Here is a 12,467-nt window from a genome sequence, read left to right as displayed (position 1 = left end):
CGACCGCCGACGACCGCGATTCGCTGCCCGACACCTGCCGCACGCGTTCGACGTACGCGCGATCGAACAGGTTGTCGACGTTCAGCTGCACGCGCAGCCGGCGGCTCACGTCGTAGCCGGCCATCAGGTTGTGCACCCAGTACGCGCCGAGCTTGCCGTCGCCCTGCGACGTCACGTTGCGCCGGCCGACGAAGTGCGACCCGTAGCCGACCGTCCAGCCCGCCGGCAACCGATAGGTCGTCCACACGTTGAACGCGTGCCGCGGCGTGTTGCCGAGCGCCTGCCCGTCGCGCCGCGGCGACGACGGCGAGCTGAGCGTCACGCTTGCCAGGTACGTATAGTTCGCGAACATGTCCCACCGCGGCGTCACCTTGCCCGCGGCACCGAGCTCGATGCCGCGCACGCGTTGCCGGCCGGCGAGCGCATAGCTGCCGTCGGCCATGCGTTCCCGCGCGTTCTTCTTTTCGGTCTGGAACAACGCGCCGTTCAGCGCGATGCCTGCGAGCCCTTCCCATTTCGCACCGAGTTCGAAGCTCTCGTTCTTCTCCGGCGCGAGCGCGCCGGTCGCCGCGCTCACGCCGGAGCCGGTGGTCACGAGAAATTCGGCGGACGGGTTGAACGACGTGCCATACGCAAAGTACGCGCGACCGTTGTCGGTCGGCTTGAACACGAGCCCCGCGCGCGTGCTCAGATGGCGGTCCGCAGCGTCCGCGCGCTCCGTGGGCTTGCCGGCGGCGGTGCCTTCCGAGCGGCCGTCGATCCAGTCGTGCCGCAGCCCGACGTCGATGTCCCAGTAGCGGCCGACCGAGATCGTGTCGAACGCGTACAGCGCCTTCACGACCAGCGCGGTGTCGTTGCGGGCGCTGTCCTGCCGCTGCGCCGGGCCGCGCCACACGCCCGGCGGCGCGGCGAGCGGGAACCCGCCGGCCGGGTAGAAGCGGTTGAGCCCGTACGAATAGGTCGTGCGGCCATACGTCTCGCGCGAGATCTCGAAACCCGCGACGAGCGTATGCGCGATGCCGAACGTCGAGAACGCGCCGGTGACGTTCGTCTGGTTCGCCCACATCGCGGTCGACGCATCGCGGCCATAGCCCTGCGGCCCGGCCGGCTTGTAGCGCCCCGCCGGCAGCCCCAGCAGGTTCACGTGCGACGCGGAAATCACCGTGTCGCGATTCAGGTGCGTATAGCGGCTCAGGTTCTGCACCTTCAGGCCGGACGACACGTCGTGTTCGGCCTTCACGGTGAACGTATCGGACGTGATGCGTTCGCGGTCGAGATTGCGCCAGCCGAAATAGCGCTCGCGCGACACGCCGGCCAGCACCTGGCCGTGGTGCGCCGGCACCCCGTAATCGGGCAGGTTGTTGTCGTACTGGTGGAAATAGCCGAGCGTGACGCGCGTCGGCGTGCCGAGACCGAACGCGAGCGACGGCGCGATGCCCCAGCGCCGCTTGCGGATGTCGTCGCGCCCGGGCACGTCGTTGACGTGCGCCATCGCGTTCAGGCGAAACACCACGCGGCCGTCGGTGCCGGGCAGCGGCCGGTTCGCATCGAGCGTCACGCGGCGATAACCGGATGTGCCGAGCATCGTGCCGGCCTCGGTGAACGCGCCGGCCTTCGGCGTCTTGCTGACCAGGTTCACCGAGCCGCCCGTCGTGCCGGCACCGCCGAACACCGAGTTCGGCCCCTTGATCACCTCGACCGCCTCGACGTTGAACAGGTCGCTGCGATTGTTCTGCGCGCTGTCGCGCAGCCCGTCGAGCTGCAGGTTCGCGTTCGCGCCGAAGCCGCGGATATTCAACAGGTCGCCCGACCCGCCGCCGCCCTCGCCGGCGTTGAACGTGATGCCCGCGACGTTGGACAGCGCTTCGCGCAGGCTCAGCGCCTGCTGTTCGTCGAGTACCACGCGCGGCACGACGGTGATCGTCTGCGGCACGTCGAGCAGCGGTGTCGCGTACTTCGCGGAACCCGACCGGTCGACGCGCGACCCGGCGTCGCGCGCGCCATGCACGAAGATCGGGCTCAGTTGCGGCGCATGGCGCGGCTCGCCGTCTTCCGCACATGCCGGCGCGGCTGCGCAGGTCATCATCGCAAACGCGACGGATGCGGTCGCGCGCCGCGGCGGCGTCGCGCTCGACTGAATGCAACGGCTCATGTTCATTCCACTCCATTGATGAGAATGGTTCTCATTCCAATGGATTGGGCGCGACATGACAATTGGACACGTCCGAACTTCGTGGTCCGAACGAACTGTCGACCGAGCGACCGAGCGACCAATCACCCGATCAACCACCCGACCGACTGCCCGATTGATCGAAACGATCGCGGCCCCGGCCGCTCCCCGCGCCGCCCCGTCAACCGCGCTCGCGTGCCAGCGCGCGCCGCGCAGCCGGCCGCTCGGCCTCGCGCTGCGCATGCGCGGTCCATGCAGGATGGCGCGTCATGTCGAGCCCGATCGCGTCACCCCAGCGATACAGCACGAGCAGGAACGGATCGACGATCGAATGGCCGCCCGGCTCGGCCCACGTGCGTCCGTCGGCGAGCGCGGCTTCGATCGTCGCGTTCGCGGCGTCGATCAGGCCCCGCCCGTGCGCGCTGATCGCGCCGTGCAGCGCCGGGTCGCCGATGAAGCGCCCCGGACGCCACAGCGTGCCGTAGCCGACACCGTGCACCCAGCCGACCAGCCACGCGAGCCATTCGTGGCAGCGCGCCTCGCGCAGCGGATCGTCGAGCGGCAGCAGCCGCGCGTCCGGATGGCGACGCGCGAGATAGGTGAGGATCGCGGGCGTTTCGGTCAGCACGCGCGGCTCGCCCGGAATCGCGAGCACCGGCACGCGCGCTTTCGGGTTGATCGCGAGATAGCGCGCGTCGAGGTTCTGCTGCTCGCGCACGGACACGATCTCGACGTCGAACGGCGCACCGGTTTCCTCGAGCGCGATGTGGGCGGCGAGCGAACACGCGCCCGGCGACAGGTAGAGACGATATGCGTTCATGATGGCGTAGCCCCGCGGGCCTGTTGAAGACGGAACCGAGTGTAGGAATGCACGGACCGCCGCCGCAAACGATGAATTGTCGTGCTCGGGCATTAGTGTTACTAATGCACGATGCGACGCATCCACCTTCCCCCGCTGCAGACGCTGCGCGCGTTCGAAGCCGCCGTACGGCTGCAGAGCTTCACGCGCGCGGCCGACGAACTGGCGCTCACGCAGGGCGCGGTCAGCCAGCACATCCGCACGCTCGAAGCGCAACTCGGCTATCCGCTGTTCACGCGCGAACGCAGCGGCGCGACGCCGACGCATGCCGCGCATGCGCTCGCGCTGCAGGTGCGCCAGGGCCTGAGCGTGCTCGAACGCGCGTTCGAACCGGCGCTCGCCGAGCGCAGGCCGCGCACGTGCGACGTCACGCTGAACGTCAGCGTGCTGCCGAGCGTCGCCGAGCGCTGGCTCGCGCCGCGCCTGCCGCGCTTCACGGCCGCGCATCCGCACATCGCGATCGTGCTGCACCCGGACGCCGCGCTCGCGCCGCTGCGCAAGCGCGACCGCATCGACGTCGCGCTGCGCTACGGGCCCGGTACGTGGCCGGGCGTCGTCGCCGAGAAGCTGATGAACGAGACGATCTTTCCGGTCGCGAGCCCCGCGTACCGCAATCGCGACGGCGTCGCACCGCGCACGCCGGCCGATCTCGTGCGCGCGACGCTGCTGCGCCATCCCGCGCAACCATGGGAGCCGTGGTTCCAGGCCGCGCGGCTCGACCTCACCGAATCCGCGCGCGCACCGCGCTTCACCGATGCGAACGCGCTGATCGACGCGGCGCTGAACGCGCGCGGCGTCGCGCTCGCGCGCCGCTCGCTGATCGAACCGGAACTCGCGGCCGGCACGCTCGTGCGCGTGTCGACGGTGCGCATCACCGACGTGTATGCGCACTACGTGGTATGGCGCCCCGATCATCCGCACGAAGCGGCGATCCGCACGTGGCTCGACTGGCTGCGCAGCGAAGTGCGGCGCAGGACGCCGCGCCGCTGACGCCGACGCCGACGCCGACGGCCACCGCGACGCTCAAGCGCGTGCGAGCGGCACCACCTTGTCGAGCGTGATCGGCAGATCGCGCACGCGCACGCCGGTCGCGTGATAGACCGCATTGGCGATTGCGGCCGGCACGCCGGTGATCCCGATCTCGCCGATCCCGCGAATGCCGAGCGGATTGAAATGCGTGTCGCATTCGTCGACGAAGCTCACGTCGAGCTCGCCGATATCCGCGATCACCGGCACGTGGTATTCGGCGAGGTTCGCATTCGTGAAGCGGCCGTGCCGCACGTCGAGATGCGAGCCCTCCTCGAGCGCGGTGCCGAGCCCCCACACCATCCCGCCGATCAGCTGGCTGCGCGCGGTCTTCGCATTGAGCAGACGGCCGACGCTGTACACGCCGACGATGCGCGGCACGCGGATCGTGCCGAGTTCGGCGTCCACGTGCACTTCCGCGAACACCGCACCGAACGAATGGGATGCATATCGCGACTTCTCGTCGCCCGGCTTCGACGTCGCCTGCGCGTCGACCGGCTGGCCGCCCGCCCGCGCGATGATCGCGGCGGCCGGATCGCGCCGCGCCGGGTCGCCGCGATGCACGACCCAGCCGTCGTCGACCGTCACGTCGTCGGCCGCGGCGCCGTGCAGCGGCGAGCCGGGGTCGGCGAGCGCCAGCGCGATCAGCTTCGCACGCGCCTGCAGCGCCGCGTCGCGCACGGCCGGTGCCACGCTCGCGGCCGACTGCGAGCCGCCCGATACCGGCGCGCGCGGCAGGCTCGAATCGCCGAGCGAAAAACGCACGTTCTGCGGCGCGAAGCCGAGCGCGTCGGCCGCGACCTGCGTCATCACCGTGTAGGTGCCGGTGCCGATGTCCTGCGTGCCCGACGCGACTTCGGCCGTGCCGTCCGGCAGGATGCGCGCACGCGCCGACGCCTCGCTGCGGTTCGCCGGATACGTCGCGGCGGCCATCCCGAGGCCGATCAGCGTGTGGCCGTCGCGCATCGTGCGCGGCGCGCCGGTGCGGCGCGACCAGCCGAAACGCTGCGCGCCGGCGCGGTAGCATTCGCGCAGCTTGTTGCTCGACCACGGCTTGCCGTCCTCGGGATCGATCTGCGCGTAGTTCGCGAGCCGCAGCTCCACCGGATCCATCCCGAGCTGCCACGCGAGCTCGTCCATCGCCGATTCGAGCGCGAACGAGCCGGACGCCTCGCCGGGCGCGCGCATGAACGTCGGCGTGCCGACGTTCAGCGCCACGATCCGGTGCGTGGTCGCGTGGTTCGGTACCGCATACATGATCCGCGACGGCATGCCGCACATCTCCGTCCAGTCCTCGAACGTCGACGTGGTCGCGATCGTGTCGTGGCGCATCGCGGTCAGCGTGCCGTCGCGGCGCGCGGCCAGCACGACGCGCTGCTCGGTGAACGGCCGCCCGCCGACCGGGCCGAACATCTGCGGCCGCGTGAGCGCGAGCCGCACCGGCCGACCGGCCTGCTTCGCGGCCATCGCGCACAACGACACGTGCGACCACGACGAGCCCTTGCAGCCGAAGCCGCCGCCGAGGAACGGCGAAATCACGCGCACGTGTTCCGGTTCGATGCCGAAGACCGCAGCCACGGCCGTGCTCGCGCCCGACACGCCCTGCGTCGCGTCGTGCAGCGTGAGCGTGGGGCCGTCCCAGTGCGCCATCGTCGCGTGCGGCTCGATCGGGTTGTGGTGCTGCATCGGCGTCGTATAGGTCGCGTCGACGCGCACCGCGCCTTCGCGCAGCCCCGCGTCGACGTCGCCGCGCTGCGTGTCCATCGGGCGGCCTTGCTGCTTCGGCGGCACGCGCGCGCCGCGCTTCTCGCGCGCAAAGTCGAGCGCCGCCTCGCGCGCGCGATAGCGCACGTGCACGGCATTCGCGGCGTCGGTCGCCTGCTCGAGCGTCTCGGCGACGACGACCGCGACGGGCTCGTTGCTGTAGCGCACCGTGTCGTCCTGCAGCAGCGTGAGCCGGCGCCCCGCGGGCGGCGACAGCGGCGGCCGGCCGCCGTTGGGCAGCCGCATCGCATTCTCGTGCGTCATCACGAGCAGCACGCCGGGCATCGCGCGGGCGCGCGCCGTGTCGATCGACTCGATGCGCCCGGATGCGATCGTGCTCGTGACGAGCACCGCATGCGCGAGCCGTGTATCGGGGAATTCGGCCGCGTAATGCGCGCCGCCCGTCACCTTCAGTACGCCGTCGACACGGTCGAGCGGCTGTCCGGTCAGCGTATTCATGCGGCACCTCCGTTCGTTCCGGCGGCGATTGTCACCGCGCGCACGATCGCGCGCTGCGCGAGCGCGACCTTGAAAGCGTTGCCGTCGAGCGGCCGTGCATCGCGCAGCGCGAGCGCGGCCGCTTCGTTCAGCGTCGCATCGCTCAACGCGTGCCCGGCGAGATGCTGCTCCGCGGCCGTCGCGCGCAGCGGCTTGTGCGCGACACCGCCGAGCGCGATCCGCGCATCGGCGACCTGCGGGCCGTCCATCCGCAACGCGGCGGCCACCGACACCAGCGCAAACGCGTAGCTCGCGCGATCGCGCACCTTCAGGTAATGCGCATGGTCCGCGAAGCGCGGCGGCGGCAGATCGACCGCGGTGATCAGCTCACCGGGCTCCAGCGTCGTGTCGAGATCGGGCCGGTCGCCGGGCAGCCGGTGAAACGACGCGAACGGAATCTGCCGCGCGCCGCGCGGGCCGCTCACCTGCACGACCGCGTCGAGTGCCGCGAGCGCGACGCTCATGTCCGACGGGTTCACCGCCACGCACTGCGCGCTCGCGCCGAGTATCGCGTGCATCCGGTTGTGGCCGCCGAGCGCCGCGCAGCCGCTGCCCGGCGCGCGCTTGTTGCATTGCGCGAACGCCGGATCGTAGAAGTACGGGCAACGCGTGCGCTGCATCAGGTTGCCGCCGACGGTCGCCATGTTGCGCAATTGCGCGGACGCGCCGGCGAGCAGCGCCTGCGACAGCAGCGGGTAGTCCGCGCGGATGCGCGGATGATCGGCCGCGTCGCTGTTGCGCACGAGCGCGCCGATGCGCAGCCCGCCGCCGGGCAGCGCGTCGACCCCATCGAGCCCCGCGATGCGCGTGATGTCGATCAGCGCGACGGGCCGCGCGACGCCGCCCTTCATCAGGTCGAGCAGGTTCGTGCCGCCGCCGATGAACGCGGCGCCCGGCCGTTGCGCCGCGCGCACCGCAGCGGCGACGTCGGTCGCGCGTTCGTAGGAAATCGCTTCCATTGCGGTGCCCTCCGTCGATTAGCTGCGCGCCGTGTGCGCGGCGCGCACGGCAGCGACGATGTTCGAGTAAGCGCCGCAGCGGCACAGGTTGCCGCTCATCCGTTCGCGGATCTCGTCGTCCGACAGTTGCGCGGGGCGCTGCCGCACGTCGGCGGTGGCCGCGCTCGCGGCGCCGGCCGAGAACTCGTCGAGCAGCGCGGTCGCCGAGCAGACCTGGCCGGACGTGCAGTAGCCGCACTGGAACGCATCGTATTCGACGAATGCGCGCTGCACCGGGCTCAGCACGCCGCCGCGCGCGAGCCCTTCGACGGTCGTGATCCGCTGGCCTTCGTGCATCACCGCGAGCGTCAGGCACGCGTTGATGCGCCGCCCGTCGACGAGCACCGTGCACGCGCCGCACTGTCCGCGGTCGCAGCCTTTCTTCGTGCCGGTGAGCCCCGCGTATTCGCGCAGCGCGTCGAGCAGCGTGACGCGCGGTTCGAGCTGCAGTGTGTAGGCGCGCCCGTTGATGTCGAGATGCACCGGCCGGGCCGGCACCGCATCGCGGTGCGGGACGGCCGCAGCAGATGCCGCATGCGCCGGCTGCGGATGCACGTGCGATGCGGCGCCCACCGTCGCGGCCGCCGCCGCGGATTGCAGAAAGCGCCGCCGCGCGGCACTCGACGGCGTATCGTGCGGCATCGGCGGTGCCGTCGATTGATCACGAGCGGACGTCGGCAGGCCGGCGTCGCGCGCGGGTTCGGCAGAGGGAGAATCGGATCGATCGCTGGACATGACTTCTGCTCGCTCCATGAGGTGATGGATGCAGATGCGCCGCCCGTGCGTGAGAGGGCCGCACGCGACGGCACGCGCGTCGGCGCAGCGAGCAATTCCGGTGCCGCGGTCATGCGCGGATGGCGCACGCGCATGGTATCGGCATCGATACGGGGAGCGAACGGACGGCCCGCGAGGGCCGCGCCGCGTCTTCTGACGCGGGCAAGGCGCCACGCTGGCGCGTGGCTGTCCGTGCGCTGGCAAAGCGGCAAAAAGGCCCGTTTTTTCGCGGTCGGCGGCAGCACGTCGCCCAACGATTGCCGATTGGCTGCGCGATGCCGCGTGCGAAACACGCATCGCGCGGCGATACGGCGTCGCGTTGCATGCACGTATCGATGCGTGCGTCATCTGCAACCGCTGGAAAATTCCGCCATGCATGCATGCGGCTCGCGCGCGAAAGCCTTCGGTCAGCTTCGCGAAAGCCGTTCGCGATCATGCTCCGGTCGCAATCGATTCACCGAAACGTCGCATCGCATCGGCATACTCGGAAACGTTTCCCGATCCGTCTGCCAGGAGTGAAGTCATGCGTCGCGTTGCCCTCGTCGTCGTTCTGTGTGCCACCGTCTGCGTCGCCGCCTGCAGCGACGACGCGCCGCACGACGCGCACGCGGCCGACGCGTCGCAACAGGCCGGCGGCTCATCCGGCGCCGCGAGCGCGTTCAACAGCGATGCGGGCGCGAACGCCGCCGCGTCCGCTGCCGCACCGCTCGCGCCGCCGGTCATCCACTACCCGCCCGACGATGACGACGACGCGAAGCCCGCGACGAACGCGACGAACGCGGGCGCGTCCGGCGCCGCCGCATCGTCGCCGCACTGATCCCGCCGTTCCCGTCCGTGTCCCCTTCCCCCGATCGCAGAACCGAGGTGAAATAACATGACGTCATCCAGCCGCCGCCGCTTCCTGCATACCGTCGCACAGTCGGCGGGCGCCGCCGTCGCGCTCAACGCGTTCCCCGAGTCGATCCGCCGCGCGCTCGCGATTCCGGCCGCGCGCGGCACCGGCACGATCCGCGATGTCCAGCACATCGTCGTGTTCATGCAGGAGAACCGCTCGTTCGACCATTACTTCGGACACCTGCGCGGCGTGCGCGGCTACAACGACCGCTTCCCGATCCCGCTGCCGAACGGCAAGCCGGTGTGGTACCAGCCGTCGAAGGAAGACCCGGCGAAGCCGGTGCTGCCGTTCCGGCTCGACACGAAGACCACCAGCGCGCAGTGCCTCGGCGCGCTCGACCACTCGTGGGCGAAGACCCACGCGGCGATCGACGGCGGCCGCTACGACCAGTGGCCCGCGAACAAGACCGACATGACGATGGGCTATCACGTGCGCGAGGACATTCCGTTCCACTATGCGCTCGCCGATGCGTTCACCGTGTGCGACAACTACTTCTGCTCGCTGCCGGGGCCGACGCACCCGAACCGCGCGTACCTGATGACGGGCACGATCGATCCGACCGGCAAGTTCGGCGGCCCGCTGCTCGACAACGCGGACTACGTCGACGGCGACCTGCCGCCCGCATACCAGCTGCTGTCGTGGCCGACCTTCCCGGAGCGCCTCGAGGCACGCGGCGTGTCGTGGCAGATCTATCAGCAGGGGCTCACGTGGGCCGATCCGTACAACGGCAACTACGGCACGAACATCCTGCAGAACTTCACGAACTTCATCAACGCGAAGCCGGGCTCGTCGCTGTACCAGCGCGCGCAGACGGTGCGCACGCTCGACAACCTGAAGGACGACGTGATCAACGACCGGCTGCCGCAGGTGTCGTGGCTGCTGCCGCCCGCGGTGTTCTCCGAGCATCCGAAATACACGCCCGCGTACGGCGCGAACTACACGTCGCAGATTCTCGACGCGCTGACGTCGAATCCGGACGTGTGGGCGAAGACGGTGCTGTTCATCATGTACGACGAAAACGACGGCTTCTTCGATCACGTCGTGCCGCCGCAGCCGCCGACGTCGGCCGCGCAGGGCGCATCGACCGTGACGACCGACGGCGAGCTGCACACGGTCGTGAACCCCGGCCGCGGCGGCAGCTACACCGCCGACGGGCTGCCGTACGGGCTCGGGCCGCGCGTGCCGATGACGGTCGTGTCGCCGTGGTCGAAGGGCGGCTTCGTGTGCTCGCAGGTGTTCGACCACACGTCGGTGATCCGCTTCATCGGCGAGCGCTTCGGCGTCGACGAGCCGAACATCACGCCGTGGCGCCGGACCGTGTGCGGCGACCTCACCGCCGCGTTCGACTTCCGCTCGTCCGACGCGACGTTCCCGGCGCTCCCCGACACGAGCCAGTACCGCACGATCGCCGACCAGCAATGCACGTCGCAGCCGGCGCCGACGGTGCCCGCGACGCCGTCGCCGATCGATCCGCAGGAGCCCGGCGTGCGGCCCGCACGCGCGCTGCCGTACGAACTGCACGTGAACGCGAGCCTCTACGCCGGCAACACGCTGCGCATCGAGTTCGCGAACCGCGGCAACCAGGGCGCGCACTTCCAGGTGTACGCGGCGAACCGCACCGACGGCCCGTGGCGCTACACGGTCGGCGCGCGCCGCGTGCTGCATGCGGACTTCGACCTGACGGAGACGAACGGCGTGTATGCGTTCTCGGTGTACGGGCCGAACGGATTCGTGCGGATGTTCGCGGGCAACGTGTCGGCCGCGACCGCGCGCCGCCGCAACGAGGCGCAGCCGGAAGCGAAGGCCGGCTACGACATCGCGAACGGCAACCTGTACCTGAAGCTGCACAACCGCGGCAGCGGTCACGTGACGCTGACGCTGACCGACAACGCATACGGCGCGCCGTCACGGCAGGTCACGCTGCACGGCGGCGACGAGCGCGTCGAGCAATGGTCGCTCGCGTCGAGCCACCACTGGTATGACGTGACGGTGAGCGACGGCGCGAACGGCACGTTCTCGCGCCGCTTCGCGGGTCACGTCGAGAACGGCCGGCCGAGCTATTCGGATCCGGCCGCGGTACGGCCCGTGTCCGCGTCGTAAGCGCGGCGGCACGGCATCGCGCGGCAGCGGCAGCCGCGCCGTGCGCATCGTCGAAGGTCAGATCGCGTGCGCGAGCGCGCGGTCGACGAGCGCCGCGTCGAAGCCGTCTTCGGTGTCGCGAAAGCGCAGCGGCGCCGCGCAGTGCACCAGCGTGTCGATGAAGTACTTCGCGCGCGGCCACGGCCCGAAGCCGGCCGCGGTGTTGATGTGCCCGGCATCGCCGAGGTTCACGAACGCGCTGCCGAGCCGCTGCGCGAGCGTACGCGCGTCGGCGAGCGGCATCCACGGGTCGGTTTCGCTGCCGATCACGATCGACGGCACCGCGAGCCGGCGCGCGTCGAACGGGCCGGCGAACGTGAATTTCTTCGGGCTGGCCGGCGCGACGAGCAGCACGCCCGCGACGTCGGCCACCTGCGGCCACTGCGCGAGCGCGTGCGCGGCCGCGAGGCAGCCGAAGCTGTGCGCGGCCAGCACGAACGGGCCGCGCTCGCGCTCGAGTAGCGTGCGCACCGACTGCGCCCAGCGCGCGAGATCGGGGGCGTCCCAGTCGGCCTGTTCGACCCGCAGCGAACGCGGGAACTGCCGCTCGAGCCAGGTCTGCCAGTGGGCGCCTTCGCTGCCGTGCAGGCCCGGAACGGTCACGAGCCGCGGCGGCCACGCCGATTTGCTGCATGCGCGCATGATTGCCCTCGCTTGCGTTGCTTGGAGACGAGCTTCGATTGTGGCGCGCGGCGCGCGGCGGCCGAACCAATATTTTGTGCTTTGCTTTTGCGCGGGACGGCCGGGGGGAACGGCCATCGGGGGGCGACCGCCGCGGAACGGCCCCCAACCGCCCGTCGACGGCGCAACCGGCCGCGAAACCGTAGAATGTGGGCTTCCCGCTTGCCATGCATCGGATCGACCCGCGCCGCCGCGCCGGTCCGATCGACAGGAGACGCCCGATGTCCGCTACGCCCGCCGGCGCGCTGCGCCCGTTCCATCTCGCCTTCCCCGTGTCGAGCCTCGCCGAGGCGCGCGCGTTCTACGGCGGCCTGCTCGGCTGCGCCGAGGGCCGCAGCTCGGACCACTGGGTCGACTTCGACTTCTTCGGCCACCAGCTCGTCGCGCATCTCGCGCCCGACGAAACCGGCAAGAGCGCGGTGAACCCGGTCGACGGCGACGACGTGCCGGTGCGCCATTTCGGCGTCGTGCTGTCGATGGACGAATGGCATGCGCTCGCCGACAAGCTGAAGGCCGCGCACACGCGCTTCGTGATCGAGCCGCATATCCGCTTCAAGGGCGAGGTCGGCGAACAGGCGACGATGTTCTTCCTCGATCCGTGCGGCAACGCGCTCGAGTTCAAGGCGTTCGCCGACATCGGCCAGCTGTTCGCGAAGTAAGCGC

At 70.6% G+C, this 12,467-nt stretch carries 10 protein-coding genes; 4 read left to right on the top strand and 6 right to left on the bottom strand.

Annotated features, from left to right (window positions below):
* A partial coding sequence (locus tag Q3A80_RS30765) for a TonB-dependent receptor (protein WP_446332548.1) occupies positions 1–2,152 on the bottom strand: 2,152 nt, incomplete at its 3' end.
* A 199-nt stretch (positions 2,153–2,351) separates the two neighbouring features.
* The gene (locus Q3A80_RS30760; RefSeq protein WP_446332547.1) at positions 2,352–2,990 is read right to left on the bottom strand and encodes a glutathione S-transferase family protein; all 639 of its coding nucleotides are present in this window, start codon (positions 2,988–2,990) and stop codon (positions 2,352–2,354) included.
* Positions 2,991–3,101: 111 nt separating this feature from the next.
* Here Q3A80_RS30760 and Q3A80_RS30755 point away from each other — a divergent pair, with 111 nt between their 5' ends.
* Positions 3,102–4,019, top strand: coding sequence for a LysR substrate-binding domain-containing protein (locus Q3A80_RS30755; protein WP_446332546.1), 918 nt, complete (start codon positions 3,102–3,104; stop codon positions 4,017–4,019).
* A gap of 33 nt (positions 4,020–4,052) precedes the next feature.
* On the opposite strand, the gene Q3A80_RS30750 is transcribed toward Q3A80_RS30755, so the two are convergent.
* From Q3A80_RS30750 to Q3A80_RS30740, 3 genes are read right to left on the bottom strand one after another with little or no spacing between them, the layout of a single operon-like run.
* Entirely contained in the window at positions 4,053–6,278 is a 2,226-nt protein-coding gene (locus Q3A80_RS30750) for a xanthine dehydrogenase family protein molybdopterin-binding subunit (protein ID WP_446332545.1), read from the bottom strand.
* Positions 6,275–7,276, bottom strand: a complete 1,002-nt coding sequence (locus Q3A80_RS30745; protein WP_446332544.1) for an FAD binding domain-containing protein — start codon at positions 7,274–7,276, stop codon at positions 6,275–6,277. Before Q3A80_RS30745 ends, Q3A80_RS30750 begins: the two co-directional genes overlap by 4 nt.
* 18 nt (positions 7,277–7,294) lie before the next feature.
* Positions 7,295–8,050 carry a (2Fe-2S)-binding protein gene (locus tag Q3A80_RS30740; RefSeq protein WP_446332543.1) on the bottom strand — a complete coding sequence of 252 codons (756 nt, stop codon included), beginning with the start codon at positions 8,048–8,050 and terminating at the stop codon, positions 7,295–7,297.
* A gap of 562 nt (positions 8,051–8,612) precedes the next feature.
* Between Q3A80_RS30740 and Q3A80_RS30735 the strand changes: the two genes are divergently transcribed.
* Complete coding sequence (locus Q3A80_RS30735) at positions 8,613–8,906, top strand: hypothetical protein (protein ID WP_446332542.1); 294 nt, start codon at positions 8,613–8,615, stop codon at positions 8,904–8,906.
* Positions 8,907–8,963: 57 nt separating this feature from the next.
* Positions 8,964–11,084 (top strand): phosphocholine-specific phospholipase C, encoded by a 2,121-nt coding sequence (locus Q3A80_RS30730; protein ID WP_446332541.1) that lies wholly within the window; start codon positions 8,964–8,966, stop codon positions 11,082–11,084.
* 57 nt (positions 11,085–11,141) lie between these two features.
* Here Q3A80_RS30730 and Q3A80_RS30725 read toward each other — a convergent pair whose 3' ends face one another.
* Positions 11,142–11,765: an RBBP9/YdeN family alpha/beta hydrolase gene (locus tag Q3A80_RS30725; protein ID WP_446332540.1), complete on the bottom strand. Its 624-nt coding sequence runs from the start codon at positions 11,763–11,765 to the stop codon at positions 11,142–11,144.
* 260 nt (positions 11,766–12,025) lie between these two features.
* On the opposite strand from Q3A80_RS30725, the gene Q3A80_RS30720 reads away from it, so the two are divergent.
* Positions 12,026–12,463, top strand: a complete 438-nt coding sequence (locus Q3A80_RS30720) for a VOC family protein (protein WP_446332539.1) — start codon at positions 12,026–12,028, stop codon at positions 12,461–12,463.
* Positions 12,464–12,467: the final 4 nt, after the last annotated feature.

The sequence above is a fragment of the Burkholderia sp. SR8 genome, assembly GCF_052851275.1.
This window is presented reverse-complemented; position numbering and strand designations above follow the sequence as displayed.

Bases quoted from the DNA above. Each gene is read 5' to 3' on its own strand.
- Q3A80_RS30760 (WP_446332547.1), bottom strand. From the start codon at position 2,990: ATGAACGCATATCGTCTCTACCTGTCGCCGGGCGCGTGTTCGCTCGCC.
- Q3A80_RS30755 (WP_446332546.1), top strand. From the start codon at position 3,102: ATGCGACGCATCCACCTTCCCCCGCTGCAGACGCTGCGCGCGTTCGAA.
- Q3A80_RS30750 (WP_446332545.1), bottom strand. From the start codon at position 6,278: ATGAATACGCTGACCGGACAGCCGCTCGACCGTGTCGACGGCGTACTG.
- Q3A80_RS30745 (WP_446332544.1), bottom strand. From the start codon at position 7,276: ATGGAAGCGATTTCCTACGAACGCGCGACCGACGTCGCCGCTGCGGTG.
- Q3A80_RS30740 (WP_446332543.1), bottom strand. From the start codon at position 8,050: ATGTCCAGCGATCGATCCGATTCTCCCTCTGCCGAACCCGCGCGCGAC.
- Q3A80_RS30735 (WP_446332542.1), top strand. From the start codon at position 8,613: ATGCGTCGCGTTGCCCTCGTCGTCGTTCTGTGTGCCACCGTCTGCGTC.
- Q3A80_RS30730 (WP_446332541.1), top strand. From the start codon at position 8,964: ATGACGTCATCCAGCCGCCGCCGCTTCCTGCATACCGTCGCACAGTCG.
- Q3A80_RS30725 (WP_446332540.1), bottom strand. From the start codon at position 11,765: ATGCGCGCATGCAGCAAATCGGCGTGGCCGCCGCGGCTCGTGACCGTT.
- Q3A80_RS30720 (WP_446332539.1), top strand. From the start codon at position 12,026: ATGTCCGCTACGCCCGCCGGCGCGCTGCGCCCGTTCCATCTCGCCTTC.